Raw genomic sequence first — 25,987 nt, 5'->3', positions numbered from 1 at the left:
CATCCATATGCAAAAGACACCCAACCTGCAAGACCTGTTCCTGCTCCGCGCCCGGCGGACCCACGCCAACGTCACCGCCTTTCTCATGAACGGCTATCAGCTGAAAGGTCAGATCGTGGGCTATGACGCCTTTGTGGTGGTACTTATGACGGGGGACAAGCAGCAGGTGATCTACAAGCACGCCATCTCCACCATCGTGCCCGAGCGGGCCATCTCTCTGGAGCGGGAGGAGCGTGGCGACTAACAAAAGGAGTACCAAATGAAGCAAGGTTCTTTGAACGCCCGCATCATCATGCTGCTTCTGCTGGGCGCCATCCTGCTCACCATCGGTGTGTCGGCGTGGAACAGCCTGCGGGAGATCTATCCCACGGTGCTGGCCTACACCTACACCGTCAGCGACAGCATGGAGGCCACCGGATTTCTGGTCCGGCAGGAGAGTGTCCTCACCGGCCAGGGGGGCACGGTAGAGCTGCTCCCTGACGAGGGAGAGAAGGTGAGCCGGGGGGAGACCGTGGCCCTGTTCTATCAGAGCGACGACGGCCTCACCCAGCGCCAGACCCTCCAGCAGCTGCTGTTGGAGCAGGAGCAGCTGGAGTACGCCCTGGCTCAGGCCGGGGGGAGCAGCGACTCCGCCCAGCTCAGCACCCGGGTGGCTGACGCCATCGCCGATCTGCGGGGGGCCGCCTCCTCCGGCGACCTGACGGGTCTGGAGAGCCAGACCCTGGAGCTCAAGAGCCTGATCTATAAGCACAGCTACACCTTTAACCAGGAGGGGGACTCCACCGCCGCCCTCCAGGCCTCGCTGGACGAGGTCAACGCCCAGATCCAGACCCTGACCGCCCAGGCCTCCCAGAGCACCAGCCGGGTGACCGCATCCCAGTCGGGGGTGTTCTCCGGTCTGGTGGACGGATATGAGAGCCTCATTACCCCGGACATGCTGGATTCCATCACCCCCTCCCAGCTGGAGCAGCTGGCCCGCCAGACTCCGACGGAGAACACCTCCGCCATTGGCAAGCTTATCACCAACTCCACCTGGTACTTCGCCTGCACCCTGCCGGAGGAGGAAGCCCAGCGGCTGGTGGAGGGGCGCACCATCACGGTCCGCTTCTCCCGGGACTGGTCCGGCGAGGTGGACATGGAGGTGGAGCGGATGAGCGACCCGGAGAACGGGAAGGTGGTGGTGGTGCTCTCCGCCGACAAGTTCCTGTCCGACACCACCCTGCTGCGCCGCCAGACGGTGGAGCTGGTCTTTGATACCGTCTCCGGCATCCGCCTGCCCAAGGAGGCCCTGCGGGTGGAGCAGCAGACCACCACCGACCCGGACACCGAGGAGGAAAAGCAGGTGTCGGTCACCGGCGTGTACGCCCTGGTGGGCCAGCGGGCCGAGTTCAAGGAGGTCACCGTGTTGGCGGAGGAGGACGACTACATCCTGGTAAAGGCCGCCTCCACCGAGACCCCCACCCAGGAGAAAAAGGCTCTGCGGGCAGGAGACAAGATCATTATCTCCTCCGGCGAGCTGTACGACGGCAAGGTCATCAATTAACTTCGGACGATCCCCCTGCCTTTGGGCAGGCGGTTTTGCCTCACTTTTTTGTGTGTATTTTATTTGGAGGTGCTAGTTATGTCCCTGGAAGAGAAAGTAGCGCAGGTCAAGGCCAACATCGCCGCCGCGGCCCGTGAGGTGGGCCGTGACCCCTCGGAGATCACCCTGGTGGCCGCCACCAAGGTCCAGACCTCGGATACCATCCGGCAGGCCATTGCCGCCGGAGTTACCATCTGCGGGGAGAACCGGGTGCAGGAGATGACCGCCCACCTGGACGACGACGCCTATGCCGGGGCCGCCCTCCACTTCATCGGCCATCTGCAGACCAACAAGGTCAAGCAGGTGGTGGGCCGGGTGGATCTCATCGAGTCGGTGGGCTCGGAGCATCTGCTGGACGCCATCGAGGCCCAGGCCGCCAAGCTGGACCTGGTGCAGGACATCCTGCTGGAGATCAACATCGGCGGGGAGGAGTCCAAGAGCGGCATCTCCCCCGAGGAGCTGCCCGCCCTGGCGGAAAAAGCCGCCGCCTGCCCCCATGTGAACCTGCGGGGCCTGATGGCCATTCCCCCCGTGGCCGAGGGACCGGACGGAAATCGGCCGTTTTTTGCAAAAATGCGTCAGCTTTTTGTTGACATAAGAGGCAAGATGTCGGATAATGGAACCACAATCGACTGTCTTTCTATGGGAATGAGCGGCGATTATGAGGACGCCGTCCGGGAAGGGGCCACCCTGGTGCGCGTAGGCACCGCCCTGTTCGGTCCCCGCCCTCCCATGCATAAAGCCTGATATAGGATCTAGGAGGTAACCGAATATGGGATTGTTTGATGAACTGCGGCGGCTGGCCCGCCCCTACGAGGACGAGCCGGAGGACGAGTACGAAGACGACTTCGAGCCCGTCTCCCGCAGTGAGCGGATGGACCGCACCGGCGGCGACCGGCTGGAGCGCAAGAGCGCCAAGAGCCAGGCCATTTCCGAGTCCACCGGCAGCCTCTATTCTGTTGATACGGAGCGCCGCAGCAACAAAGTGGTCAACATCCACACCACCACCCAGCTGCAGGTGGTGCTGGTGAAGCCCGAGCGCTTCGAGAACGCCAGCGAGATCGCCGACCATCTGCGCGAGAAGCGCACCGTGGTCCTCAACCTGGAGTCCACCAACAAGGACATCGCCCGCCGTCTGCTGGACTTCCTGTCCGGCGTGGCCTACGCCAACGAGGGCAAGATCAAGAAGGTGGCCATCTCCACTTACATCATCACGCCCTACAACGTGGACATTCTCGGTGATCTCATCGACGAGCTGGAGAACAACGGCCTGTACTTCTAAATCAACCAAACAAATTTGCCATAGGGCGCGACGGACCGTCACGCCCTATGTGCCATGCCGTCCCGTCCGCGGGACCCATAAGACACAAATAGATCAGGGGGAATTGACTTATGCTGACGCCGCAGGAAGTCTCTGAACACGCCTTTACCAAATCCTTTAACGGCTACAATATGACCATGGTGGATGAATTCCTGGACATCTTGACGGCGGACTACACCACCCTCTACAAGGAAAACGCCACCCTGAAGGCCAAGATGAAGGTACTGGTGGAGAAGGTGGAGGAGTATCGCTCCACTGAGGACGCTATGCGCAAGGCTCTGATGACCGCCCAGAAGATGGCGGACGATCTGGTGGCCGAGGCCGAGAGCAAGCGCAGCCAGCTGATGCAGAACGCCGAGGTGGACGCCAAGGCCCGCATGGCCGAGCTGCAGCAGGCCATCCGGGACGAGCAGATGCGCCTGGCCGCCGCCCAGCAGTCCACCGCCTCCTATGTGGCCAAGCTGAAGGAGCTCTATCAGCATGAGATGGACTTCCTCGGCGGCCTGTCCCACCTCACCGCCGCCACCCCCGCTCCCGCCCCCGCCGACCCGGTGGACGACACCGTCCGGGACATCGAGGAGAACGTGGAGCGCCTCATCCAGAAGGAGCAGGAGGAGAGCGCCGCTCAGGCCGCTCAGGCCGCTCCCGCCGCCCCCAAGAGCGAGAGCAGCAGCCTGTATGACGAGCTGATGGAGCTCAGCGGCCGCAAGGTTGCCCAGCAGGCCGCCCCCAAGCAGCAGGAGGAGGACGAGGACGACGTGGTGGAGGAGCCCACCCGCCGCATCGACTTTGACAACCTGCAGTTCGGCAAGGATTACGAAATCCGCTGAACCCCTTGACAGAAGCCCTGCAAACAGGTAAGATACTGGGAGACGCCGAAAAACCGGCGTCTCCCAGTTAATTTTCATCTGAAACATGCTGTGACGAGGACGAGTACCGCCCCCAACCCTGCGCAGAGAGCCGCCGTTTCGGTGCAAGGCGGACAGGACAGGCCGGGAAGATCACCTCCGAGCAGGACCGCCGAAGCACTACAGTAAGCGGCCCCGGCTGGCCCCGTTACCGGCTGTCGAGTGGTTCCGGTCTGCCCGGAACAATGAGAGTGGTACCGCAGAGGTGTGCGCCTTTGTCTCTTAGGAGACAGGGGCGCTTTTTGTTTGCCCTGTCCGACGGGCCGATGTGGGCATCGGCCCCTACTTGTCCCAAACCGTAGGGGCGGGTGCCCACACCCGCCCGCACACCCATCCGTTTATTTTAATTTCAAGATAAAGGAGAACCACCCATGGATTACAACCAGACCGTCCATCTGCCCCAGACCGACTTCCCCATGCGGGCGGGCCTGCCCAAGCGTGAGCCCGACATGCTCCAGGAGATGTACGACCACGACCTCTATAACAAGATGGTCAAGCGCAACGAGGGCAAGCCCTCCTTCGTCCTCCACGACGGCCCTCCGTACGCCAACGGCAACATCCACATCGGCACCGCCCTGAACAAGATCCTCAAGGACATCATCGTTAAGCACAAGAACATGACCGGCCACTACGCCCCCTACGTGCCCGGCTGGGATACCCACGGTCTGCCCATCGAGTCCGCCGTCCTCAAGGACAAGAAGGTCAAGCGGGACGAGATGACCACCGCCCAGTTCCGCACCAAGTGCCGGGAGTACGCCGAGGGCTACATCGCCAAGATGACCGGCCAGTTCCAGCGGCTGGGCGTGCTGGGCGAGTGGGACAACCCCTATATCACCCTGCTGCCTGAGTTTGAGGCCAAGCAGATCGAGGTCTTTGGCAAGATGGCTGAGAAGGGCCTCATCTACAAGGGCATGAAGCCCGTGTACTGGTGCCCCGCAGACCAGACCGCTCTGGCCGAGGCCGAGATCGAGTACGCCGACGACCCCTGTACCACCATCTTCGTCAAGTTCCCCGTCCGGGACGACAAGGGCAAGCTGGGCCAGTACACCGACCTCTCCAAGACCTACTTCGTGATCTGGACCACCACCCCCTGGACCATCCCCGGCAACTTCGCCATCTGCCTGAACGCCGACTTCGACTACGTGCTGCTCCAGGTGCCCAACGGCGACGTGTATATCCTGGCCAAGGACCTGGCCGAGAGCGTGTGCAAGGCTGCCCACATCGACTATGATGCCTGCAAGGTGCTGGCTGAGCTGAAGGGCTCTGAGTTTGAGCTGATGACCGCCACTCACCCCCTGTTTGACCGTGAGTCCGTCATCCTCAACGGCGAGCACGTCACCCTGGACGCCGGCTCCGGCTGCGTCCACACCGCCCCCGGCTTCGGCGCCGAGGACTTCCAGATCTGCCAGCAGTACGACAAGGCCGGCCTCACCCACATCGGCGTGCCCGTGCCCGTCAACGCCAAGGGCGTCATGACCGACGAGCGCTACAACGGCCAGTTCTACGCCAAGGGCAACGACCTGGTGGTGGAGGACCTGGAGAAGGAAGGCTTCCTGGTGGCCAAGGAGCAGATCACCCACTCCTACCCCCACTGCTGGCGCTGCAAGAACCCCATCATCTACCGTGCCACCGAGCAGTGGTTCTGCTCCGTGGACGCCATCAAGGACACCGCCGTCAAGGTCTGCGACGACATCCAGTGGCACCCCGGCTGGGGCAAGGAGCGCATGATCTCCATGATCTCCGAGCGCAACGACTGGTGCATCAGCCGCCAGCGCGTGTGGGGCGTGCCCATTCCCATCTTCTACTGCGACGACTGCGGCGCCGACATCGTCACCCCCGAGACCATCGCCCATGTGGCCGCTCTCTTCCGGGAGCACGGCTCCAACGTGTGGTTCGACCGTGAGCCCAAGGACCTGCTGCCCGAGGGCTTCGTGTGCCCCAAGTGCGGCAAGACCCACTTCTCCAAGGAGTCCGACATCATGGACGTGTGGTTCGACTCCGGCTCCACCTGGGCCGCCGTGGCCGCCGAGCGCCCCTACCTGAAGTATCCCGCCGACCTGTACCTGGAGGGCGGCGATCAGTACCGCGGCTGGTTCCAGTCCTCCATGCTGACCTCCATTGCCGTCAACGGCGTGGCTCCCTACAAGCAGATCGCCACCCACGGCTGGACCGTGGACGGCGAGGGCAAGGCCATGCACAAGTCCCTGGGCAACGCCGTGTCCCCCGATGAGGTCATCAAGGAGTACGGTGCCGACATGCTCCGCCTGTGGGTGGCTTCCGCCGACTACACCCAGGACATGCGCATCTCCAAGGACATCATGAAGCAGCTCTCCCAGGCCTACCTGAAGATCCGCAACACCGCCCGCTACATGCTGGGCAACCTGTGCGACTTCGATCCCGACGCCAATCTGGTGCCGGTGGAGCAGCTGATGGACCTGGACCGCTACGCCCTCCACTGCCTCAACGAGCTGGTGAAGAACGTCCGGGCCGCCTACGACCGCTACGAGTTCCACGGTGTGTACCGCGCCATCTACAACTTCTGCGTGGTGGATATGTCCAACTTCTACCTGGACATCATCAAGGACCGCCTGTACTGTGGCAGCGAGGCCGAGCGCCGCTCCGCCCAGACCGCCCTCTACTATATCCTGGACGGCATGACCCGTCTGGTGGCCCCCATCCTGGCCTTCACCTCCGACGAGATCTGGCACGCCATGCAGCATGCCGCCGGTGTGGACGCCGAGAGCGTGCTCCTCAACGACATGCCCGAGGACAACGCCGCCTTCACCCTGGACGACGCCGCTAAGGCCCGCTGGGAGAAGCTGGTCAGCCTGCGTGACGCCGTCAACAAGGCCCTGGAGAACGCCCGCAACGCCGGTGTGTTCAAGAAGGCCCAGGACACCGAGGTCACCATCTCCGTGTCCGCTGAGGACGCCGACTTCCTGAAGGACGTGGACCTGGCCTCCCTGTGCATCGTGTCCAAGGTCACCGTCACCACCGACAGCGTGGAAGGGGAGAAGAACGAGGAGAGCCTCATCCCCTGCACCATCGCCGTCAAGCTGTCCGAGGCCCCCAAGTGCCCCCGCTGCTGGAACCACAACGACGCCATCGGCACCGACGGCCATCACGCCGAGCTGTGCCCCCGCTGCGCCGCTGTTGTGGGCGAGTAATCCCATAGTATCAAAAAGGACGCCGCAAAAGCGGCGTCCTTTTTTTGCGGGCAGAGAACCGGCGGGCGGGTGTGGGCACCCGCCCCTACAACAGACGGGGTGGGTCCGGTATTTCCTGTAGGGGCCGATGCCCTCATCGGCCCGCCTGCCAGTAGAATCGTAGGGGCGACCTTTACGGTCGCCCGCCGTCCCTTCCGATGGGCCCGTTTTCTGCCTCATAGTCCCTGATCTGTACCAGTAGCAAGTGACGGACATAGGCGGACAGGCTGCGGCAGGACTGCCGGGCCAGCCAGGCCGCTTTTTCTTTGGTCTCCGGGGTGACCTGAATGGAAATGGTGCGTGTTTCCTTTGTACCCTCCATAAAATTGCCCCCTTTTGCTCATAATATCATTCTTAATCACTCTAGTCAACTCTATATAATTCTTTGTGAAATATCACTCTCATTGATATCATTAAGATACAAATAGATACACTGAGGAGGGAATGGTATGGGCATTCAGGAAGCCCCCTACTCTCTGCGGCTGGAGCACGAGGTCATGCAGAAAATCCGCGTTCTTGCCGCCAAGGAGCGCCGCTCCATCAACATGCAGCTGTGCATTGCCGTGGAGTCCTATCTGGAACAATACGAAAAGGAACACGGGGAGATCCGCCTGCCGGACGAGGATTGACCCCTCCGGGCCGTCCGTGTTACAATGAAAGGAACTTTCCATCAAAGGAGCCTAACAACCATGCTCTATTATCTCCTGGCCGCCGCTCTGGTGGTCGTGGACCAGCTGGTGAAATTCCTGGTCCGGGCCAACATTCCGCTGGGGGAGGGGGTCCCCTTCATCCCCCACATCCTCCAGCTGACCTACTACCAGAACACCGGCGCGGCCTTCTCCATTTTTGAACAGCACACCTGGATCCTCACCCTGATCTCGACGGCGGCCTCGGTGCTACTCATTGTGCTGCTGGCCAAGCGGACCTTCAACCACCCCTTCGCCATGGTCTCCCTGGGCCTGGTGCTGGCGGGGGCGGTGGGCAACCTTATTGACCGGCTGTTCCTGGGCTATGTCACCGACATGTTCCAGACCCTGTTCATGAACTTCCCCATCTTCAACGTGGCGGATATCTGCATCGTGTGCGGCGGCATCGCTTTTTGCGTCTACTTCCTGCTGTTCTGCAAAGAGGAGGAGAAGGCATGACCCCCCTGCACCTCATCGCCGACCAGCCGGGGGAGCGGGCCGACCAGTTCCTGGCCCGGCAGCTGCCCCAGCTCACCCGCTCGGCGGCCCAGAAGCTGCTGGAGGAGGGGGCGGTCACCCTCAACGGCCAGCCGGTGAAGAAGAACTACAAGACCAGCGCCGGGGACGATCTGGTACTGGTGCTGCCCGACCCCGCCCCCATCGACGTGGTGCCCCAGGACATCCCCCTGGACATCGTCTATGAGGACGACGACGTGATCGCCGTCAACAAGCCGGTGGGCCTGGTGGTCCACCCCGCCGCCGGTCATCCCGACGGCACTTTGGTCAACGCACTGTTATATCACTGCGGTAATTCACTCTCTGGAATCAACGGAGAGCTGCGTCCCGGCATCGTGCACCGCATTGACCGGGATACCTCGGGGCTCATCATCGCCGCCAAGAACGACTTTGCCCACCTGTCCCTGGCGGAGCAGCTCCAGGACCACTCCCTGTACCGGGAATACGAGGCGGTGTGCGTGGGCAATTTAAAGGACGAGTCGGGCACCGTGGACGCCCCCATCTTCCGCCACCCCACCGACCGGAAGAAGATGGCGGTGAACAAGCTCCAGGGCCGGCGGGCGGTGACCCACTGGTCGGTGCTGGAGCACCTGGGGGGCTACACCCACATCCAGTGCCGCCTGGAGACCGGGCGCACCCACCAGATCCGGGTCCACATGGCCTACATTGGTCACCCCCTGCTGGGGGATGTGGTGTACGGCGCCAAGAAGCCCTGGCCGGGACTGGCGGGCCAGTGCCTCCACGCCCGGCGGCTGTCCTTTGTCCACCCCCGCACCGGGGAGCGGGTCATGCTGGAATGTCCGCTGCCCGACTGGTTTGAGGCAGTGTTGACAAAGCTGCGTTCTATGGCATAAACTTGAGACAACAAACACAAGACAGAAGGAAGGTGGCCAACATGGGAAAATTCGACGGCGTTCTGCTGGTCAGCGACTTTGACGACACCCTCTATGGCGAAAACATGCAGGTGGCGCCCGCCAACCTCACCGCCCTGGAGTATTTTACCCGGGAGGGGGGCACCTTTACCGTGGCCACCGGCCGGGCCCATCCTACCTTTGCCCCTCACGCCCGCTGCGCCCCTATCAACGCGCCGGTGATCCTGTCCAACGGCTCGGCCCTCTACGACTTTGACGAGGACCGGATGGTGTACGAGACCTTCCTGCCCCTGCGGGTACAGGAGGATTTGCAGCAGGTGGCCCGGGACATCCCGGAGATCGGCTTTGAGGCCTACCACCACGACGACATCTACGTCTATCAGCCCAACGAGGTCACCCACCGGCACCTGACCCGGGCGGGCGCTACGGCCTCTGAGGTACCCATTGCCAAAATGCCTCTGCCCTGGAGCAAGGTGATTTTGCAGCAGCGCAACGAGGTGCTGCTGGAGACCCAGCGGTACATGCTGGACCGGTGGGGGGAGCACTACGAGGTGATTTTCTCCAACGCCTACCTGCTGGAGCTCACCCGGAAGGGGAGCAACAAGGGGGGTATGGTGGCCTATCTGGCCAACTACCTGGGGATGGACCCCAAGAAGATCTACTGCGTGGGGGACAACCAGAACGACATCCCCATGCTGGCCATCTCGGCCATCCCCTTCGCCCCCTCCAACTGCGCCCAGGAGGTCAAGGACTGGGGGGCCCGCATCCTGTGCTCCTGCGAGGAGGGCTGTGTGGCCCAGATCGTGGAGATTTTGGACTCGATTTATTAAAATGCAAAAAGGGACCGCACCCAAACGGTGCGGTCCCTTTTTGGTTACACATAGCCCAGCAGGCCCCGGACAGAGACCTCTCCGGAGGACAAGGCCTCTTCACTGCCGTCCTCCCAGCGCACCACCAGGGCGAAGGTGTCGTCCACCCCCACCGCCGTGCCGGTGCGCTCGGTGCTCCCCCGGAGTACCTTGATGGGACGGCCCACGGTGATGCAGTCCGCCCGGTACCGCTCCAGCCAGCGGTCCCATTGCCCGGGAAAGTCCCGGTCCAGCTTGTCCAGGGCGTCCAGCAGGGCGGAGGCTACTTCCGCCCGCCGGGGGGCCTTCCCCAGGGCCTGGGCCAGGGAGATGGCCACCGGGGCTACCTCGGGGCCGAAGTCCTCCTCGCTCTGGCTCAGGTTGACGCCGATGCCCGCCACCACATAGCGCAGGGCGGCGGTTTCCCCCTCCAGCTCCAGCTCGGTGAGGATGCCGCACAGCTTGCGGCCCTCCAGGATCACGTCGTTGGGCCACTTGATGCCGGGACGGATGCCGCACACCTGCTCCACCGCGTCGCACACCGCCACCGCCGACCAGGCAGTGAGAGCGCTGACCTGCTCCAGGGGGCAGTCCGGCTTCAGCAGGGCGGACAGATACAATCCCCCCGGCGGGGACACGAAGCTGCGGCCCCGGCGGCCCCGGCCTCCGGTCTGCTGGGCAGACACCACCACCAGCCCCTCGGGCACCTGGTCCACCGCCCGGCGCTTGACCTCATTGTTGGTAGAGTCCACCGTATCCAGGCACACCAGGTTGGAGCCGATCTTCCGGCCGGGAGCCATCAGCTCGCCGGGAGAGAGGCGGTCGGGGGAGTCCTCCAGGGCGTAGCCCCGGCGGGGGGCGGAGGAGATCACATACCCCTCCTGCCGCAGGGCCTCCATAGCCTTCCACACCGCCGCCCGGCTCACCCCCAGCTTCTGGCTCATGGCCTCCCCCGACAGGGGGACCCCCTTCTGGGCCCTCAGCAGGGCCAGTACCTCGTCCCGCAGCATGGTCATCCGTCCTTTCCGCTCTACGTTTTTTCTTATTGTAGCCCGCCGGGGGAGCCTTTGTCAACCGCTCCAGATTTGTGGTTGACAATTTTCATATTGTAAACTATAATCAATTTCAAGTTTACAATATGGAGGTTCCACTATGAAAGCCAAGCCCCTGGTCTACACCGCCGTCATGGCGGCCTTAATTACGGTATGCGCCTGGATCACCATTCCCACGGTGGTGCCCTTTACCTTGCAGACCTTCGCCATCTTCCTGGCGGTGGGCGTGCTGGGTGGAAAGCTGGGTTCCCTGGCCGTGGGGGTATACCTGCTGATGGGGGCGGTAGGCCTGCCGGTGTTCTCCGGCTTCTCCGGCGGTTTGGGTTCCTTTGCCGGGGTCACGGGCGGCTACCTCGTTGGCTTCCTCCTGATTGCCCTGGTAATGTGGGGGGCGGAGGCTCTGCTGGGCCGTGGCCCGGCGGTCTTTCTGCTCTCCGGCGTGGTTGGGCTGGCGGTGTGCTACGCCTTTGGCACCGCCTGGTTCGTGCTGATGTACGCCGCCACCACCGGCCCCATGGGGGTGATGTCCGCCCTGTGGACCTGCGTCATCCCCTTCCTGCTGCCCGACGCCGTCAAGCTGGTGCTGGCCCTGGCCCTCAGCCGCCGGCTGGCCCCCGCCCTGGCCCGGGCCTGACTCATATCCCATGCCCCTGTCCCATATAGTAGCAATGAGACTCTATGGGAAAGGGGCATTGTTATGCCGTATGAAAGTGAGCGGGGCCGGCCGGAGACGGCCCACCATCTGATCCTGGAGGACCGGGAACGCCTGTCGGTGTCCGGGGTGGAGGAGGTGGAGAGCTTTGACGAGAACGCCATCGTCATGCACACCAACCGGGGCACCCTGGTAATCCGGGGGGAGAATCTGCACATTGAAAAGCTGAGTCTGGATGGAGGCGACCTGAAGGTGGAGGGGGACGTGGACTCCCTCACCTATGAGGACAGCCGGGACCGGCAGTCGGGCGGCCTCTTCGCCCGGCTCTTCCGCTGAGATGGAGATCTGGGTCTCGGAGCAGGCCCTCTACCTGGGCGGGGCGCTGGTGCTGGGGGCGGCCATCGGGCTGGTGTACGACCTGCTGCGCATCCTGCGGGTGCGCATCCCCCTGCCCCTGGTGGGGGGATGCCTGGATCTGCTGTTCTGGCTGGTGGTGACAGCGGCCATCTTCGTCTACTCCACGGCGGCCAGCCGGGGGGAGGTGCGGCTCTACCTGCTGGCGGCCATCGTGCTGGGAGGCATGGCCTATTTCCGTCTGCTGAGCCGGTGGGCCCTGTGGCTGGGCTACCGGGTGGCCGATCTGGTGGGGGTAGTGTGGCATGTGGTCACACTACCGGTTGTGGTGCTGTGGAAGCTGTGTAAAAAAATCGGAAAATCCGCAAAAAAACGCTTCCCTTATCGGCCAAAGTGGTATAAAATAAATCCAATATCCGATGAAACGGAAGATACCCACCGGGCAGACGGAGAAGGAGACACCCATGAAACTCAAGAAAGCATCCCTTCTGACCAAGCTCGTCGTTCTGGCGCTGCTCATCGGCACGGCCACCGGCCTGCTGACCATGCGCAGCCAGCTGCAGACCGCCCAGGCCGATCTGGCCGACGCCCAGCGGCAGGTGGAGGAGCAGAAGCAAGTCAACGCCGATCTGGCCGACGCCGTGGAAAACAGCGGTGATCCCGACCGGCAGGCCGATCTGGCCCGTGACAAGCTGGGCCTGGTGGAGCCGGGTGAGTACGTGTTCCGGTTCACCGATTGATTGAATTTTGAAAGAGAGGATTTTTCAGGCAAATGGAGTTTGGTGTTGGTACGATTGTGGAAGGAAAGGTCACAGGCATCACGAAGTTCGGCGCTTTCGTCTCACTGCCCGAGGGCAAGTCGGGGCTGGTGCATATCTCTGAGATCGCCTATTCCTATGTCAACGATGTGAAGGATCATCTGAAGGAAGGGCAGGAGGTCAAGGTCAAAGTCATCGGCATCGACGAGAACGGCCGTATCAACCTCTCCATCAAGAAGGCTATGGATCCGCCCCCCCGTCCCGCTGGTCACGGCGGCCACGGCGGTCAGGGCCGGCCCGGCGGACGGCCCGGCTTCAACGGCGGCTTCCGGGGCAAGCCCGCTCCCGCTGAGCCCACCACCTTTGAGGATCGCCTGAAGCAGTTCATGGCTTCCTCGGACAGCAAGCTGTCCGAGCTGCGCCAGGCGGAGCGCCGTAGCTCCCGCCGGGGCGGCCGGAAGTAATTCCATCCGTACATAACAAAAGACCTGCTGCACCTGCAGCAGGTCTTTTTTGTCATCCCCCCAGCACCTGCCACACCCCCAGGCCCACCAAAATGAGTCCGGAGAGGGGGAGGGCGTATTTTCCCAGCAGCCGCCCGGCCACCCGGTCCCCCAGGGCCCGGCCCAGGGGGAGAGCCGCCAGGGTAAGTACAAAATTGGCCAGGGAAGCCAGGCCGGGGCCGACGCCGGAGGCTCCTGCGGCCACCCCCACCCCAGCGTTGTTCACCGCCAGGGCAGCAGCCAGGGCCACCCAGCCCAGCAGGTTATTGCCCGCCTGGGGGGCCTCCTCCTGTTTCGCGTTGCCCAGGCTCCGCAGCCAGTCCAGCACAAACCATAGACCGATGCCCGCCAGCACCAGGCCCCCCAGGGCCCCGGCAAAGCTCCGGCCCAGGGAGACCGCCGCGCCCCGGCCCAGCACCAGGGACAGCCAGGTGATCAAAGTCGTCAGCCCGGCAATGACCAGGGTATGGGCAGGGGAGGGGCGCACCCCCCGCACCGCCCAGCCCATAGCCAGGATGACGGTATCAAAATTACAGGCGGCGGAAAAAAGCAGGGCCGCCGCCAGCATGGAAAACCACTCCATGGGACACCTCCGTTCCGCCCATTCTATTCGGGATACGAATTGGCGGTGCCCGGGGTGGTTTTTTCAGGGCCGCTGTGCTATACTGGGCTGTATTGACAACAGAGTAAGGAGAGGCCTATGGACAGTAAGGAAGTATTTTTGCAGATTTTTCGGGAAAACATTCACCGGGAGGGCGCCGACGCCCTGCTGGACTACCTGGAGCATAAAAGCGACTTTTTCACCGCCCCCGCCTCCGCCCGGTTCCACGGCTCCTACCCCGGCGGCCTGTGCGAGCACAGCGTCAACGTCTACCGCTGCCTAGAGGCCTACCTGGAGCGGGAACGGGTCCGGGAGCTGTACGGCCTGGACTATTCCCCCGAGAGCGTGGCCCTGGTGTCCCTCCTCCACGACGTATGCAAGACGGGGTGCTACAAGCAGGGCACCCGCAACGTGAAGGGTCCCGACGGCAAGTGGCAGACCGTGCCCACCTTCTTCTATGAGGATCCCCTGCCCTACGGCCACGGGGAGAAGAGCGTTTACATCCTCTCCGGCTTTTTGCGGCTCACTCGGGAGGAGGCCATGGCCATCCGCTGGCACATGGGCTTCTCCGGCGACGAGGACAAGCGGTTGGTGGGCCAGGCCTTCCAGCAGTATTCTCTGGCCTTTGCCCTCAGCGTGGCCGACATGGAGGCTACCTATTTCCTGGAGAAAGACGAGGCGTAAGTACTGTGGCTAAACGAGAAAACGATCTGGGGCGGGACCCCATTGGAAAGCTGCTGCTCCGGCTGGCCCTGCCGTCGGTGACCGCTCAGCTGGTCAACGCTCTGTACAACATCGTGGACCGCATCTACATCGGCCGCATCGAGGGGGTAGGGGACCTGGCCCTCACCGGCCTGGGTGTGTGCTTCCCGGTGCTGATGTTTGTCTCCGCCATCTCCGCCCTGGTGGGCATGGGCGGCGGCTCCCGTGCAGTGGTGCGCATGGGTGAGGGCAAGAAGGACCAGGCCAACGCCATTCTGGGCAACTGTACCGCCCTGCTCATCGCCCTGTCGGTGCTGGTAACCGGCGTCTTCCTGGTCATTAAGGAGCCGATGCTCCTCCTCTTCGGCGCCACCGAGAACACCATCGGCTTTGCCAACGACTACCTGACCATCTATCTGGTGGGTACCATCTTTGTGGAGATCTCTCTGGGCCTGAACTTCTTCATCACCGCCCAGGGCTTCTCCACCATCTCCATGGCCACGGTGCTCATCGGCGCGGTGACCAACATTGTGCTGGACCCCATCTTCATCTTCGGTCTGCACATGGGGGTCAAGGGCGCCGCCCTGGCCACCATCACCGCTCAGGCGGTGTCGGCGGTGTGGGTGCTCCGGTTCCTCACCGGCAAGCGCACCAAGCTGCGCCTCCAGCGGCGCTACTTCCGCATCAATCCCAAGGTGCTGGCCCCGGTGGTGGCCCTTGGCGTGTCTCCCTTTATCATGAACGCCACCGAGAGCCTGGTAAACGTGGCCTTCAACGCCTCTCTGAAGGCCTACGGCGGCGATCCCGCCGTGGGCGCCATGACCATCTGCTCCAGCGTGCTGCAGGTCTTCTTCCTGCTGCTCCAGGGTATTGCCCAGGGCGCCCAGCCCATCATCGGCTTCAACTACGGCGCCGGAAAGCTGGACCGGGTGAAGAAGGCCTACAAGCTGCTGCTTATCAGCGCCTTCTCCTTCAGTTGTGCCGCCTGCCTGGCCCTGGAGCTCTTCCCCCACGCCTTTGTGCTCCTCTTCAACGACAAGCCGGAGCTGGTGGACCTGGCGGTGTGGGCCCTGCGGATCTATGTGGCCGGCATGTTTATGCTGGGCATCCAGACCTCCTGCCAGCAGACCTTCGTGGCTTTGGGTCAGGCCAAGATCTCCCTCTTCCTGGCCCTGCTGCGGAAGATCATCCTGCTGCTCCCTCTGATCCTCATCCTGCCCCGACTGATCACCGGCCATCAGGTGATGGCGGTCTTCCTGGCCGAGCCGGTAGCCGATGTGCTGGCCGCCCTCACCACCGGGCTCATGTTCCTGTGGCGCTTCCCCCGCATCCTGGAGCGCCGCCGGAAGGAGCTGGAGAGCAAACCCGCTTAATACGCAAAAAGGACGTGCTGCAAAGCAGCACGTCCTTTTTTTCTTATAGTTCGCCCTCGGCGGCCTGGAGCTGGCCCGCCTCCCGCATGGCCCGGCGCACACGGCTGAGGGTCACCTGGGTCATGCCCAGGAAGGAGGCGATATGCTTCCCGCTGACCTGGTGGTACAGGCCGGGGTAGGTCCGAAGAAACCACTGGTAGCGCTCCATGGCGGTGTACTGATACATGGCCGCCTTTACCTCCCAGTGGCACTTGAGGGCCTCCAGCAGGAAGGCGCTGTACAGCCGGTAGAGCTGGGGGTACTCCTCCATCAGCTCCAGCACCGGCCCCATGGGCAGCTCCAGCACCTGGCTGTCCTCCAGGGCCTCGATGCTGATGGTGGCCGAATCCCCCAGGGCAACGCCGGCGGTGGCCGGCGTCCCCGGCTTAAAGGCGAAACAGTCGGTAATGTCCCTGCCGCTGGCGTCCAGAAAGTACCCCCGCAGCAGGCCTTGTAGAAGGAAGGTCAGCTTGGAGGGTACCTCCCCCTCCCGGTACAGCAGGTGTCCTTTTTTCACGGGCCGCACCTCTCCCAATTCCGTGAGCCGCCGGATGAGTGGCTCATCCGACAGACCGAACAGGTCCCGGTAGAGCTCTGCCAAACTCATTTCCCATCCCCCTCCCTGCGGAATATTGGTGGTTTATTTTATCATATTTCCACCAGTTTCTACATTATCCCAGGTTAATTTCAGAAAAGTTCTTCCCAAAACCCCTCTGTCCCAGGGCTTCCCGCCACATATCCGGCCCCCCGGACGCATATACATCCCCCGTGAGAATCAATGCGGGGAGTGTTGCTGTTTGAAAGGGAACATCGAGGAACGCGCCTGCCGGCTGGCGCTTTACATCATAGAGAACCGTGCCACGGTGCGTGCCGCCGCCCGGCAGTTCGGCATCAGCAAATCCACCGTACATAAGGACCTGTCCGAGCGTCTGCCCGCCTTTAACCGGCCCCTCTACCTCCAGGTGAAGGGGGTGCTGGAGGAGAACAAGGCGGAGCGCCACATCCGGGGCGGCATCGCCACCCGGAAGAAATACAAGGGAATCTAAGCAGAGAAAAACCCCCCGGCGGGCCGTGCCCGCCGGGGGGTTATCATTTCTTTTTTGATTACTTGGCGTAATCCACCACTTTAGTTTCCCGGATCATGTTCACCTTGATCTGGCCGGGGTACTCCAGCTCTTCCTCGATCTTCTTGGCGATGTCCCGGGCCAGCAGCACCATCTGGTCCTCGCTGACCTTGTCGGGGGCCACCATGATGCGGACCTCGCGGCCCGCTTGGATGGCGTAGGACTTCTCCACACCGGGGAAGGAGGAGGTGACCTCTTCCAGCTTCTCCAGACGCTTGATGTAGTTCTCCAGGTTCTCCCGCCGGGCGCCGGGCCGGGCGGCAGAGACGGCGTCGGCCGCCTGCACCAGGCAGGCAACCACGGTCTGGGGCTCCACATCATTGTGGTGGGCCTGGATGGCGTGGATCACGTTCTCGCTCTCCCGGTACTTCCGGGCCAGCTCCACGCCGATCTGGACGTGGGAGCCCTCCACCTCGTGGTCAATGGCCTTGCCCAGGTCGTGGAGCAGGCCGGCCCGCTTGGCCTCGGCCACGTCGGCGCCGATCTCAGCGGCCAGCAGGCCCGCCAGGTGGGACACCTCGATGGAGTGGTTGAGCACGTTCTGGCCGTAGCTGGTGCGGTAGCGCATCCGGCCCAGCAGCTTGATGAGCTCGGGGTGCAGGCCGTGGACGTTGGTCTCGAAGACGGCGCGCTCGCCCTCGGCCTTGATGGTGGCGTCCACCTCCCGCTTGGCCTTCTCCACCATCTCCTCGATGCGGGTGGGGTGGATGCGGCCGTCCTGGATCAGCTTCTCCAGGGCCAGCCGGGCGATCTCCCGGCGGACGGGATCAAAGCAGGAGACGGTGATCACCTCGGGGGTGTCGTCGATGTTGAGATCCACACCGGTCAGGGTCTCCAGGGTGCGGATGTTGCGGCCCTCGCGGCCGATGATGCGGCCCTTCATCTCGTCATTGGGCAGGGGTACCACAGAGACGGTGGCTTCCGCCACATGGTCCGCGGCGCAGCGCTGGATGGCCAGGGACAGGATCTCCTTGGCCCGCTGGTCGGCTTCTTCCTTGAACTGGGCCTCGATCTCCCGCACCTTCATGGCAGACTCGTGGGTCACTTCGTCGGCCAGCTGGCTGATCAGGTAGTCCTTGGCCTCTTCGGCGGTGAAACCGGAGATGCGCTCCAGCACCTCCATCTGGGTCTTCTTGATGGTGGCCACCTCTTCCCGGGCTGCTTCCAGCTCGGTCAGCTTGCGCTGCAGGGTGTCCTCCTTCTTCTCAATGTTCTCGGTCTTGCGGTCCAGGTTCTCTTCCTTCTGCTGCAGGCGCCGCTCCTGCTTCTGCAGGTCGGCCCGGCGCTCCTTGACCTCACGCTCGTACTCGTTGCGGGCCTGGAGGATTTCCTCCTTGGCCTCCACCAGAGCCTCACGCTTCTTGCTCTCGGCGCTCCTGATGGATTCGTTGATGATGCGCTTGGCCTCCTCCTCCGCGCTGGAGATCTCCTTTTCGGCTACCTTCCGGCGGTACTGGATACCAAGGGCAAAAAACAGCACAGCCGCGACCACAAACGCGATGACGGCTGCTAATATGACAGGCAACATGAGTCGGGTCTACACCTCCATCTGTTTGGATTTTTGTTTCAATCGTTTTGTTCAAATTCCCAAGTGGGCAGAGGGGCCGGATTTGTCCGACCCGCACAAAAATTTGAAGAGCGTACCCCTTGCCCTTCAAAATATGCACCGAACTTATTTTACGGCTGTCAGCCCTTTCTGTCAAGGAAATTCGTCTCCGGAAGAATCGTTCCCTGCCGTATTTCCCGGGAAAAGGGAAGGACGCGCTGCATTTTGCAGCACGTCCTTCAAAATGGCCGGAGGGACCCGCCGGGGGCGGGCGGGTCCTCCCGCTGAAACTCGGTCATGGTGCCCCAGTACCGCTTGGGCATCTGGGTCATGCGGCATTTGGGGTTATAGCGGCCCTCGATGGCGATGGTGTCGTAAAACCGCCGCCACAGGGCCCGGTAATCCCGCTCGCCCCCCTCCGGCGGGGCCAGGGAGAACTGATCCAGGGGAACGATGGCCCACTTGCCCTTCTGACAGAAGAGGGCCTCCTGGTGGGTGCGGTCATAGAGCACCAGGGTCTCACCGGGGTAGCGGGCGGCAAAATGGGGCCGCAGCAGGGGAAGCACCCAGTTTTTGGGCTCGATCTCCCCCACCAGGGCCCCGTCCTGGTCGGAGAAGCGGGTAAAGCCCTTGAGCAGGTGGGCCTCGTGGGTCAGGTGCTGGACTGCCTTGCCCAGGACGGACACCCGGGGGTCGGTGAGGTCCCGCACCACCGACGGCCCTCGCTCATACCCCAGCTTCAGAAAGTCCCACAGGCACAGCTCCCGCTGGGGCAGGCAGGTGAGAAAGCCGTAGGTCACCAGCCGCTTGCCCTGGGTCCCCATGCTCCGGTCCAGGGAGCGGTACACCCGGCGGGCCTTCTGCTGGTCGGTGTCCACCGCCCGCTCGGGCCACAGGGCGGCCTGGCCCTCCTCCGGGGTGAGAAAGCAGGCAGGCTCCTCCTTGTTGGCGTAGGCGGTAAAGACGCAGGTGAGGAAACCGGCAAAGCTGCCGTCGTAGGAATAGGAAAACCTGGGCCAGTCCATGGGGACCTCCTTTCACAGGGCGTATGGGAATACGGGCTCGGCGTAGGGGCGACCTTTACGGTCGCCCGCCACTCAGAACAGGGACAGCTGTTTCGGCTCATGGCCCGCCAGGGCGGGCTTTTCCAGGGCCACCAGATGACGGAGCACCCCGTCGGGGCTCACCCGTAACCCCTCCAGCATCTTCCCCCCGCAGGTAATGAAATACTGGGCCCGCTTGAGCACCACCCCCAGAGTCTTTAACCCCGAGAAGGTGAGGGGCCCCACCCGCCGGGCGGTCAAGATCCGTTTGGCGGACACCACCCCGATACCAGGCACCCGCAGCAGGGTCTCGTAGTCGGCCCGGTTGACCTCCACCGGGAAGTGCTCCATGTGCCCCAGGGCCCAGGCGCACTTGGGGTCCACCCGGGTGTCAAAATTGGGGTGGGCCTCGTCCAGCAGCTCCTCCGCTCGGAAGTGATAGAACCGCAGCAGCCAGTCGGCCTGGTACAGCCGGTGCTCCCGCAGCAGGGGGGGCTTGAACTCCTGCCGGGCAGGGAGGAGGGCGCTGTCGGACACCGGCATATAGGCGGAGAAAAAGACCCGCTTCAGCTTGTATTGGTCATATAAGGCCTGGGTCAGGGTCAAAATGTGTTTGTCGCTTTCCGGGGTGGCCCCAATGATCATCTGGGTGGACTGGCCCGCCGGGGCAAACCGGGGAGCGTGCTTATACTTCACCAGCTCCCCCTTGGCCTGGGTGATGCCGTCCCGGATCTGGGCCATGGGGGCCAGAATGGCCTTTTTCTCCTTGTCGGGGCACAATTTATGTAGGCTGTCCTCGCTGGGCAGCTCAATGTTGACGGACAAGCGGTCGGCCAGCATCCCCAGCCGCCGGGTGAGGGCCGGGTCGGCCCCGGGGATGGCCTTGGCGTGGATATAGCCGTGAAAGCCGTACTCCTGCCGCAGCAGGGTGAGGGCGGAGATCATCTCCTCGGTGGTGCGGTCGGGACTGACCCACACCGCGGAGGAGAGGAAGAGGCCCTCAATATAGTTGCGCCGGTAGAAGCCGATGGTGAGCTCGGCCAGCTCCCGGGGGGTGAAGGCCGTCCGGGGCAGGTCGTTGGACCGGCGGTTGACGCAGTAGGCACAGTCGTAGATGCAGCGGTTGGTATACAGCACCTTCAGCAGGGAGATGCACCGGCCGTCGGCGGAGAAGGAGTGGCAGCACCCGGCGGCCGTGGTGCTCCCCATGCCTTTGCCGCCCCGCCGGTCCACTCCGCTGGAGGTACAGGCGGCATCATACTTGGCCGCGTCCGCCAGAATGGTCAGCTTATCCATCAGATCCACCGTGCTCCCCCCTTTGGCCCCATTATAACTCGAACAACTGTACTAGTCAAGAGGGGACTTCTGGAACTTCTGTTCCTCCGCCCGGCCTGCAATCTACATTGCTTTTTCCTATTACAAGGTGTATAATTGCATAGATTAACCTTTAATAGGAACGAAACCATTCATGTTTATCCGCTGTTAAGGAGGATTCTTTATGAACTATACCTTTGCGCAGTATCAGGAGAGCGCCGACTACATCCGCAGCAAGATCGGCGCCTTTGCCCCCAAGGTGGCCATGATCCTGGGCTCCGGCCTTGGCTACATGGGCGATATTGTGGAGAACGCCATCGCCGTGCCTTATGGGGAGATCCCCCACTTCAAGGCCTCCACCGCCCCCGGCCACAAGGGCCGTCTGGTGTTCGGCACCCTGGAGGGCCAGCCTGTGGCCGTCATGCAGGGCCGGATGCACCACTACGAGGGCTACTCCTACGAGGAGGTGGCCTACGCCGTCCGGGTGCTGCGGCTGCTGGGCTGCGACACCCTTATCGTCACCAACGCCGCCGGCTGCGTCAACATGAACTGGAAGGCGGGCGACCTGATGCTCATCACCGACCAGATCAAGATCTTCATGGAGTCCCCGCTGCGGGGCGAGAACCTGCCTGAGTTCGGCGTCCGGTTCCCCGACGCCTCCCACCTGTATACCCCCGCCCTCCAGGAGCTGGCCCGCAAGACCGCCAAGGAGCTGCGCATCCCCCTGAAGGAGGGTGTGTATATGTACTTCCCCGGTCCCCAGTACGAGACTCCCGCCGAGGTGCGCTTCGCCCGCATCGCCGGGGCCGACGCGGTGGGCATGTCCACCGCCCCCGAGGTCATTGTGGCCGGCCACTGCGGCATGCAGGTGCTGGGCTTCACTCTGCTCTCCAACATGGCCGCCGGCATCCTGAACCAGCCTCTCTCCGAGCAGGAGGTGCTGGACGCCGCCGAGGCCTGCAAGGACAAGTTCTCCAAGCTGGTGCTGGCCTGCCTGAAGCAGATCGGTTAAGAGAAACGGGCCATCCAAACCTTCTTACAACAATTAAAGGAGACAAGAGATATGTCCATTCTCATTCACAACTGCACCGCCGTGCTGATGGACGAGGCGGGCACCGTTATGCCCAACGCCTACGTGGTGGTGGAGGGGACCAAGATCCGTTCGGTGGGCACCGAGCGCCCCTGGGGCCCCTTTGATCAGGAGATCGACGGCAAGGGCAACGTGCTCATGCCCGGCTTTGTCAACGCCCATACCCATGTGCCCATGACCGCCATGCGGGGCTACGGCGACGGCAACAACCTGCAGGACTGGCTGAACAACTACATCTTCCCGGTGGAGGCCCGCTGGGACGACCGGGCCGTCCGGGCCTGTACCGCCCTGGGTCTGGCGGAGATGATCGCCTCCGGCGTCACCTCCATTGCCGACATGTATATGCACACCGATATCATCGCCCAGGAGGTGGCCTCCGCCGGCATTAGCGCCAACCTGTGCTGCGGCGGCGTCCAGTTCTCCGACGACTTTGATCCCGCCACCCACGGCGACTGCGTGGCTCAGCGGGAGCTGACCGAGAAGTGGCACAACTACAACGACGGCCAGATCCGCATCGACGCCTCCATCCACGGGGAGTACACTTCCCATAAGCAGCTGTGGCAGTGGATGGCCGACTATGCCCGGGAGCACAATCTGGGCATGCACGTCCACATCTCCGAGACCAAGGCCGAGCACGAGGCCTGCCTGGCCCGCCACGGCAAGACCCCCATCCAGACCCTCAACGACTACGGCGTGTGGGACACCCGGGCCATTGCCGCCCACTGCGTGTGGACCACCCCGGAGGACTGGGCCATCATGGCCGAGAAGGGGATCTCCGCCATCCACAACCCCATCTCCAACCTGAAGCTGGGCAGCGGCATCGCCCCGGTGCCCGCCATGAAGAAGGCAGGGGTCAACGTGTGCCTGGGCACCGACGGTGTGTCCTCCAACAACTGCACCGACTTCTTCAGCGACCTGAAGTTCGCCGCCATCCTCCACAACGGAGCTAACTGCGACCCCCTGGCCCTGCTGCCCCTGGACGCCCTGAAGATGGCCACCCGGGACGGCGGCATCGCCCTGGGCCGCCAGACCGGCATGATCCATGGGGGCTATGACGCCGACCTGATCCTGGTGGACTTCTCCCATCTGAACCTGACCCCCTGCCACAGCGTGATCTCCAACCTGGCCTACGCCGCCCACGGCTCCGACGTGGTGATGAATATGGCCCGGGGCAAGGTCATATACAAGGATGGGGACTTCCTCACCATCGACCTGGAACGGGTACGCCGGGAAGTAGCGGACTACGCTCTGCCCCTGCTGTTCCAGAACCATTAAGGGGGACTACCGTTGTCAAACCAGCAGAAAAAAAATACCTTTTACGGGGCGGCCGCCTTCCTGGCTATGACCACCATCATCGTCAAGGTCATCGGCGCCATCTACAAGATCCCGCTGACCGCCCTGCTGCCCGACGAAGCCTACGCCGACTTCAACGCGGCCTATAACATCTACACCTTCTTCCTCACCATCTCCACGGCGGGCCTGCCTGTGGCCCTGTCCAAGACGGTGAGCGAGTGCAACGCCCTGGGCCGCCAGAATCAGAAGGCCAAGGTCTTCCAGGTGGCGTTCTTCGCCTTCCTGTTCATGGGCCTGTTCAGCTTTGTGTGCATGTCGGTGTTCTCTCCCATCGTGGCCACCTATGTGCTGCAGAATGAGAAGGCCGTCTTCGCCGTGCTGGCCCTGTCACCCGCGGTGCTGTGTACCTGCCTGTGCTCCGCCTTCCGGGGCTACGCCCAGGGCCACATGAACATGGTGCCCACCGGCATTTCCCAGGTCATCGAGGCCCTGTGCAAGCTCTTCCTGGGTCTGGCCCTGGCCTTTATCATCCTCAACTCCGGCATTCCCGATGAGGACCTGAAGAGCCGCCTGTCCGCCTCCGGCGCCCTGCTTGGCGTGTCCATCGGCTCCATTCTGTCGGTGGTGTTCCTGGCCATCAACCACATCCGCACCAACAAGCGGGACTCCAAGCCCTCCTCCGACAAGGCCGACCGCTCGGGGCAGATCCTGTCCCGGCTGCTCAAGCTGGCCATCCCCATCACCCTCAGCTCCTGCACCCTGTCCATCGTCAACCTGATCGACACCGGCCTGGTGCAGAGCCAGCTGCAGAGCGTGTTCACCGCCATCCAGGACGGACTCACCGGCATCAACAACAGCGTTCTGGACATCTTCCCCAAGGCGGTGGAGATCTTCCAGGGCAATCTGGCCGCCTATCAGGAGGCCCTGCTCACCGATCCCTCCACCACCCTGGACCCCATTCTGGACTCCGCCCGCAGCCTGTACGGCGCCTACAGCAAGACCATGAGCATCTACAACCTGCCCTTTAACCTCATGGTCCCCCTGACCGCCTGCATCGTACCCGGCGTGTCCGCCTGCATTGCCCGGCGGGACGGCCTGGGCGCCCAGCGCACCACCGAGTCCGCCATGCGGGTGTCCGCCCTTATCGCCCTGCCCTGCGGCTTCGGCCTGTTCGCTCTGGGCACCCCCATCATCCAGCTGCTCACCGTGGGCAACGTGGATGAGAGCATTGCCGGACCCCTGCTGTCCATCCTGGGCATTGCCTCCCTCTTCGTGTGCATCCAGGTGGTGGCTTCCGCCATCCTCCAGGCCAACGGCATCGTCAACCTGCCCATCATCACCATGGTGATCGGCGGTGTGGCCAAGGTCATCGTCAGCTACACCCTGGTGGGCAATCCCAAGTTCATGATCTTCGGCGCCCCCATCGGCACCCTGACCTGCTTCGTGGTGGTGTCGGTGCTCAACCTGCTCATCATCAAGCGGATGGTACCCCATCCCCCCCGGCTCACCGTGGTGTTCTTCAAGCCCCTCATCGCCTCCCTCATCATGGCGGCGGCGGCCTGGGGCTGCCAGGGTCTGCTGGCCAAGGTCTTCCATGGCTCCTTCCTGATGAACGCCGTGGCCACTGCCGGCGGCATCCTGGCCGGCGTGGTGGTGTACGTCATCCTCATCGTGGCCCTCCGGGTGCTGTCCAGAGAGGATCTGGAAATGATGCCCAAGGGTGATAAGATCGCGAAACTCTTGCGGATTCGCTGAGTTTTTTGGAAAAAGAGGTTGCAGGAGGCCTTGAAATATGGTAGATTTTCAGTATAAGGATTCCTATGACGTCCGGGACCTGGAGGAGATCGTACGCATCCTCCGCGCCCCCGGCGGCTGCCCCTGGGACGCGGAACAGACTCACGAGTCCATCCGCCGCAACTTCCTGGAGGAGGCCTATGAGGCCGTGGAGGCCATCGACGAGCAGAGCCCCGACCACCTGAAGGAGGAGCTGGGGGACGTGCTGCTCCAGGTGCTCTTCCACGCCCGCATGGAGCAGGAGGCCGGCCGGTTCAATCTGGACGACGTGGCCGACGGCGTGTGCAAAAAGCTCATCTATCGCCATCCCCATGTGTTTGGGGACGTGAGCGTGTCGGGCACCGGCGAGGTGCTCACCAACTGGGAGGAGCTCAAGCGCAAGGAAAAGGGCCAGGCCACCAACACCGACGCCCTGGACGCCGTGGCCCGCTCTCTGCCCGCCCTGTGGCGGGCCGAGAAGGTGCAGAAGAAGGCCAAAAAGGCGGGCTTCGACTGGCCGGATATCTCCGGCGCCCTGGACAAGCTGTCCGAGGAGCTCAATGAGCTGAAGCAGGCCGTGGCCGAGGGCACCAACGTGGAGGAGGAGCTGGGGGACCTGCTCTTCTCCGCCGTCAATGTCTCCCGCTTTCTGAAGGTGGACCCCGAGGTGGCGCTGGGCAAGGCCACCGACAAGTTCATCGACCGGTTCCGCAAGGTGGAGGCCCAGGCCGCCGCCCAGAATCGGTCCATGGAGGGCATGTCTCTGGAAGAACTGGACAAGCTATGGGAGCACGCCAAGGAAACTTAAAGGCCGTACGCCTTAAGTAATAA

General features: G+C 63.0%; 28 protein-coding genes and 1 other annotated feature. Of the genes, 21 read left to right on the top strand and 7 right to left on the bottom strand.

Annotated features, from left to right (window positions below; all coding sequences use genetic code 11):
• Positions 1–7 precede the first annotated feature (7 nt).
• The 6 genes from hfq to ileS all read left to right on the top strand — a co-directional run bounded on the left by hfq (position 8) and on the right by ileS (position 6,978).
• Positions 8–244: an RNA chaperone Hfq gene (hfq, locus tag J9789_RS12240; RefSeq protein ID WP_209345823.1), complete on the top strand. Its 237-nt coding sequence runs from the start codon at positions 8–10 to the stop codon at positions 242–244.
• Between the two features lie 15 nt (positions 245–259).
• Entirely contained in the window at positions 260–1,543 is a 1,284-nt protein-coding gene (locus J9789_RS12235; RefSeq protein WP_209345821.1) for an HlyD family efflux transporter periplasmic adaptor subunit, read from the top strand.
• A 78-nt stretch (positions 1,544–1,621) separates the two neighbouring features.
• Positions 1,622–2,329, top strand: a complete 708-nt coding sequence (locus J9789_RS12230; RefSeq protein WP_087335167.1) for a YggS family pyridoxal phosphate-dependent enzyme — start codon at positions 1,622–1,624, stop codon at positions 2,327–2,329.
• Positions 2,330–2,354: 25 nt separating this feature from the next.
• Positions 2,355–2,864 carry a cell division protein SepF gene (locus J9789_RS12225; RefSeq protein WP_209345819.1) on the top strand — a complete coding sequence of 170 codons (510 nt, stop codon included), beginning with the start codon at positions 2,355–2,357 and terminating at the stop codon, positions 2,862–2,864.
• A 110-nt stretch (positions 2,865–2,974) separates the two neighbouring features.
• Positions 2,975–3,733, top strand: a complete 759-nt coding sequence (locus J9789_RS12220) for a DivIVA domain-containing protein (protein ID WP_209345817.1) — start codon at positions 2,975–2,977, stop codon at positions 3,731–3,733.
• An 81-nt stretch (positions 3,734–3,814) separates the two neighbouring features.
• Positions 3,815–4,037, top strand: a binding site (T-box leader).
• Between the two features lie 145 nt (positions 4,038–4,182).
• A complete protein-coding gene (gene ileS, locus J9789_RS12215; protein WP_209345815.1) occupies positions 4,183–6,978 on the top strand; it encodes an isoleucine--tRNA ligase in 2,796 nt (931 codons plus the stop codon).
• A gap of 172 nt (positions 6,979–7,150) precedes the next feature.
• Here ileS and J9789_RS12210 read toward each other — a convergent pair whose 3' ends face one another.
• Positions 7,151–7,339, bottom strand: a complete 189-nt coding sequence (locus tag J9789_RS12210) for a hypothetical protein (RefSeq protein WP_209345813.1) — start codon at positions 7,337–7,339, stop codon at positions 7,151–7,153.
• A gap of 127 nt (positions 7,340–7,466) precedes the next feature.
• Between J9789_RS12210 and J9789_RS12205 the strand changes: the two genes are divergently transcribed.
• The 4 genes from J9789_RS12205 to J9789_RS12190 are packed head-to-tail and all read left to right on the top strand — an operon-like array spanning position 7,467 to position 9,921.
• On the top strand, positions 7,467–7,646 hold the full coding sequence (locus J9789_RS12205) for a hypothetical protein (protein WP_209345812.1): 180 nt from the start codon (positions 7,467–7,469) through the stop codon (positions 7,644–7,646).
• Positions 7,647–7,706: 60 nt separating this feature from the next.
• Positions 7,707–8,162, top strand: coding sequence for a signal peptidase II (gene lspA / locus J9789_RS12200; protein WP_209345810.1), 456 nt, complete (start codon positions 7,707–7,709; stop codon positions 8,160–8,162).
• Positions 8,159–9,073, top strand: a complete 915-nt coding sequence (locus J9789_RS12195) for an RluA family pseudouridine synthase (protein ID WP_209345807.1) — start codon at positions 8,159–8,161, stop codon at positions 9,071–9,073. The genes lspA and J9789_RS12195 overlap by 4 nt, the downstream gene beginning before the upstream one ends.
• 41 nt (positions 9,074–9,114) lie before the next feature.
• Positions 9,115–9,921, top strand: coding sequence for an HAD-IIB family hydrolase (locus J9789_RS12190; protein ID WP_245185252.1), 807 nt, complete (start codon positions 9,115–9,117; stop codon positions 9,919–9,921).
• 44 nt (positions 9,922–9,965) lie between these two features.
• On the opposite strand, the gene J9789_RS12185 is transcribed toward J9789_RS12190, so the two are convergent.
• Complete coding sequence (locus J9789_RS12185; RefSeq protein ID WP_209345804.1) at positions 9,966–10,949, bottom strand: biotin--[acetyl-CoA-carboxylase] ligase; 984 nt, start codon at positions 10,947–10,949, stop codon at positions 9,966–9,968.
• A gap of 142 nt (positions 10,950–11,091) precedes the next feature.
• Between J9789_RS12185 and J9789_RS12180 the strand changes: the two genes are divergently transcribed.
• From J9789_RS12180 to J9789_RS12165, 4 genes are all read left to right on the top strand, one after another.
• Entirely contained in the window at positions 11,092–11,625 is a 534-nt protein-coding gene (locus J9789_RS12180; RefSeq protein ID WP_209345802.1) for a biotin transporter BioY, read from the top strand.
• 63 nt (positions 11,626–11,688) lie between these two features.
• Positions 11,689–11,979 carry a sporulation protein YabP gene (gene yabP / locus J9789_RS12175; RefSeq protein ID WP_209345800.1) on the top strand — a complete coding sequence of 97 codons (291 nt, stop codon included), beginning with the start codon at positions 11,689–11,691 and terminating at the stop codon, positions 11,977–11,979.
• 482 nt (positions 11,980–12,461) lie between these two features.
• Positions 12,462–12,737, top strand: a complete 276-nt coding sequence (locus J9789_RS12170; RefSeq protein ID WP_209345796.1) for a septum formation initiator family protein — start codon at positions 12,462–12,464, stop codon at positions 12,735–12,737.
• Between the two features lie 32 nt (positions 12,738–12,769).
• Entirely contained in the window at positions 12,770–13,219 is a 450-nt protein-coding gene (locus tag J9789_RS12165; RefSeq protein ID WP_209345794.1) for a S1 RNA-binding domain-containing protein, read from the top strand.
• 52 nt (positions 13,220–13,271) lie between these two features.
• On the opposite strand, the gene J9789_RS12160 is transcribed toward J9789_RS12165, so the two are convergent.
• Positions 13,272–13,841 carry a sporulation protein gene (locus tag J9789_RS12160; protein WP_209345792.1) on the bottom strand — a complete coding sequence of 190 codons (570 nt, stop codon included), beginning with the start codon at positions 13,839–13,841 and terminating at the stop codon, positions 13,272–13,274.
• A 117-nt stretch (positions 13,842–13,958) separates the two neighbouring features.
• Here J9789_RS12160 and J9789_RS12155 point away from each other — a divergent pair, with 117 nt between their 5' ends.
• Both J9789_RS12155 and J9789_RS12150 read left to right on the top strand, forming a co-directional pair.
• The gene (locus J9789_RS12155) at positions 13,959–14,543 is read left to right on the top strand and encodes a hydrolase (RefSeq protein ID WP_209345790.1); all 585 of its coding nucleotides are present in this window, start codon (positions 13,959–13,961) and stop codon (positions 14,541–14,543) included.
• A 5-nt stretch (positions 14,544–14,548) separates the two neighbouring features.
• Positions 14,549–15,934: an MATE family efflux transporter gene (locus tag J9789_RS12150; RefSeq protein ID WP_209345788.1), complete on the top strand. Its 1,386-nt coding sequence runs from the start codon at positions 14,549–14,551 to the stop codon at positions 15,932–15,934.
• A 43-nt stretch (positions 15,935–15,977) separates the two neighbouring features.
• On the opposite strand, the gene J9789_RS12145 is transcribed toward J9789_RS12150, so the two are convergent.
• Complete coding sequence (locus tag J9789_RS12145) at positions 15,978–16,580, bottom strand: Crp/Fnr family transcriptional regulator (protein ID WP_209345786.1); 603 nt, start codon at positions 16,578–16,580, stop codon at positions 15,978–15,980.
• A gap of 190 nt (positions 16,581–16,770) precedes the next feature.
• Between J9789_RS12145 and spoIIID the strand changes: the two genes are divergently transcribed.
• Positions 16,771–17,019, top strand: coding sequence for a sporulation transcriptional regulator SpoIIID (gene spoIIID, locus J9789_RS12140; protein ID WP_209345784.1), 249 nt, complete (start codon positions 16,771–16,773; stop codon positions 17,017–17,019).
• A gap of 58 nt (positions 17,020–17,077) precedes the next feature.
• Here spoIIID and rny read toward each other — a convergent pair whose 3' ends face one another.
• From rny to J9789_RS12125, 3 genes are all read right to left on the bottom strand, one after another.
• Positions 17,078–18,625 (bottom strand): ribonuclease Y, encoded by a 1,548-nt coding sequence (rny, locus tag J9789_RS12135; RefSeq protein WP_209345781.1) that lies wholly within the window; start codon positions 18,623–18,625, stop codon positions 17,078–17,080.
• Positions 18,626–18,882: 257 nt separating this feature from the next.
• Positions 18,883–19,668 (bottom strand): TIGR03915 family putative DNA repair protein, encoded by a 786-nt coding sequence (locus J9789_RS12130; protein ID WP_209345780.1) that lies wholly within the window; start codon positions 19,666–19,668, stop codon positions 18,883–18,885.
• Between the two features lie 72 nt (positions 19,669–19,740).
• Entirely contained in the window at positions 19,741–20,991 is a 1,251-nt protein-coding gene (locus tag J9789_RS12125) for a putative DNA modification/repair radical SAM protein (RefSeq protein WP_209345777.1), read from the bottom strand.
• A gap of 193 nt (positions 20,992–21,184) precedes the next feature.
• Here J9789_RS12125 and J9789_RS12120 point away from each other — a divergent pair, with 193 nt between their 5' ends.
• The 4 genes from J9789_RS12120 to mazG are packed head-to-tail and all read left to right on the top strand — an operon-like array spanning position 21,185 to position 25,964.
• Positions 21,185–22,012: a purine-nucleoside phosphorylase gene (locus J9789_RS12120; RefSeq protein ID WP_209345775.1), complete on the top strand. Its 828-nt coding sequence runs from the start codon at positions 21,185–21,187 to the stop codon at positions 22,010–22,012.
• Between the two features lie 51 nt (positions 22,013–22,063).
• Positions 22,064–23,365, top strand: a complete 1,302-nt coding sequence (locus J9789_RS12115; protein ID WP_209345773.1) for an amidohydrolase — start codon at positions 22,064–22,066, stop codon at positions 23,363–23,365.
• A gap of 12 nt (positions 23,366–23,377) precedes the next feature.
• On the top strand, positions 23,378–25,138 hold the full coding sequence (locus J9789_RS12110; protein WP_245185251.1) for a polysaccharide biosynthesis protein: 1,761 nt from the start codon (positions 23,378–23,380) through the stop codon (positions 25,136–25,138).
• A 37-nt stretch (positions 25,139–25,175) separates the two neighbouring features.
• Positions 25,176–25,964 carry a nucleoside triphosphate pyrophosphohydrolase gene (gene mazG, locus J9789_RS12105; protein ID WP_209345772.1) on the top strand — a complete coding sequence of 263 codons (789 nt, stop codon included), beginning with the start codon at positions 25,176–25,178 and terminating at the stop codon, positions 25,962–25,964.
• The last annotated feature ends 23 nt before the right edge of the window (positions 25,965–25,987 follow it).

The organism is Flavonifractor sp. AGMB03687, from assembly GCF_017811815.1.
GTDB lineage: Bacteria > Bacillota > Clostridia > Oscillospirales > Oscillospiraceae > Flavonifractor.
The sequence above is the reverse complement of the archived record's forward strand: the minus strand, read 5'-3'. Positions and strand labels throughout refer to the sequence as shown.

Bases quoted from the DNA above. Each gene is read 5' to 3' on its own strand.
- rny (WP_209345781.1), bottom strand. From the start codon at position 18,625: ATGTTGCCTGTCATATTAGCAGCCGTCATCGCGTTTGTGGTCGCGGCT.
- ileS (WP_209345815.1), top strand. From the start codon at position 4,183: ATGGATTACAACCAGACCGTCCATCTGCCCCAGACCGACTTCCCCATG.
- yabP (WP_209345800.1), top strand. From the start codon at position 11,689: ATGCCGTATGAAAGTGAGCGGGGCCGGCCGGAGACGGCCCACCATCTG.
- J9789_RS12170 (WP_209345796.1), top strand. From the start codon at position 12,462: ATGAAACTCAAGAAAGCATCCCTTCTGACCAAGCTCGTCGTTCTGGCG.
- J9789_RS12130 (WP_209345780.1), bottom strand. From the start codon at position 19,668: ATGGACTGGCCCAGGTTTTCCTATTCCTACGACGGCAGCTTTGCCGGT.
- J9789_RS12225 (WP_209345819.1), top strand. From the start codon at position 2,355: ATGGGATTGTTTGATGAACTGCGGCGGCTGGCCCGCCCCTACGAGGAC.
- J9789_RS12210 (WP_209345813.1), bottom strand. From the start codon at position 7,339: ATGGAGGGTACAAAGGAAACACGCACCATTTCCATTCAGGTCACCCCG.
- J9789_RS12205 (WP_209345812.1), top strand. From the start codon at position 7,467: ATGGGCATTCAGGAAGCCCCCTACTCTCTGCGGCTGGAGCACGAGGTC.
- J9789_RS12180 (WP_209345802.1), top strand. From the start codon at position 11,092: ATGAAAGCCAAGCCCCTGGTCTACACCGCCGTCATGGCGGCCTTAATT.
- J9789_RS12165 (WP_209345794.1), top strand. From the start codon at position 12,770: ATGGAGTTTGGTGTTGGTACGATTGTGGAAGGAAAGGTCACAGGCATC.
- lspA (WP_209345810.1), top strand. From the start codon at position 7,707: ATGCTCTATTATCTCCTGGCCGCCGCTCTGGTGGTCGTGGACCAGCTG.
- J9789_RS12155 (WP_209345790.1), top strand. From the start codon at position 13,959: ATGGACAGTAAGGAAGTATTTTTGCAGATTTTTCGGGAAAACATTCAC.
- mazG (WP_209345772.1), top strand. From the start codon at position 25,176: ATGGTAGATTTTCAGTATAAGGATTCCTATGACGTCCGGGACCTGGAG.
- J9789_RS12235 (WP_209345821.1), top strand. From the start codon at position 260: ATGAAGCAAGGTTCTTTGAACGCCCGCATCATCATGCTGCTTCTGCTG.
- J9789_RS12220 (WP_209345817.1), top strand. From the start codon at position 2,975: ATGCTGACGCCGCAGGAAGTCTCTGAACACGCCTTTACCAAATCCTTT.
- J9789_RS12120 (WP_209345775.1), top strand. From the start codon at position 21,185: ATGAACTATACCTTTGCGCAGTATCAGGAGAGCGCCGACTACATCCGC.
- J9789_RS12230 (WP_087335167.1), top strand. From the start codon at position 1,622: ATGTCCCTGGAAGAGAAAGTAGCGCAGGTCAAGGCCAACATCGCCGCC.
- J9789_RS12160 (WP_209345792.1), bottom strand. From the start codon at position 13,841: ATGGAGTGGTTTTCCATGCTGGCGGCGGCCCTGCTTTTTTCCGCCGCC.
- J9789_RS12190 (WP_245185252.1), top strand. From the start codon at position 9,115: ATGGGAAAATTCGACGGCGTTCTGCTGGTCAGCGACTTTGACGACACC.
- hfq (WP_209345823.1), top strand. From the start codon at position 8: ATGCAAAAGACACCCAACCTGCAAGACCTGTTCCTGCTCCGCGCCCGG.
- J9789_RS12145 (WP_209345786.1), bottom strand. From the start codon at position 16,580: ATGAGTTTGGCAGAGCTCTACCGGGACCTGTTCGGTCTGTCGGATGAG.
- J9789_RS12195 (WP_209345807.1), top strand. From the start codon at position 8,159: ATGACCCCCCTGCACCTCATCGCCGACCAGCCGGGGGAGCGGGCCGAC.
- J9789_RS12185 (WP_209345804.1), bottom strand. From the start codon at position 10,949: ATGCTGCGGGACGAGGTACTGGCCCTGCTGAGGGCCCAGAAGGGGGTC.
- J9789_RS12115 (WP_209345773.1), top strand. From the start codon at position 22,064: ATGTCCATTCTCATTCACAACTGCACCGCCGTGCTGATGGACGAGGCG.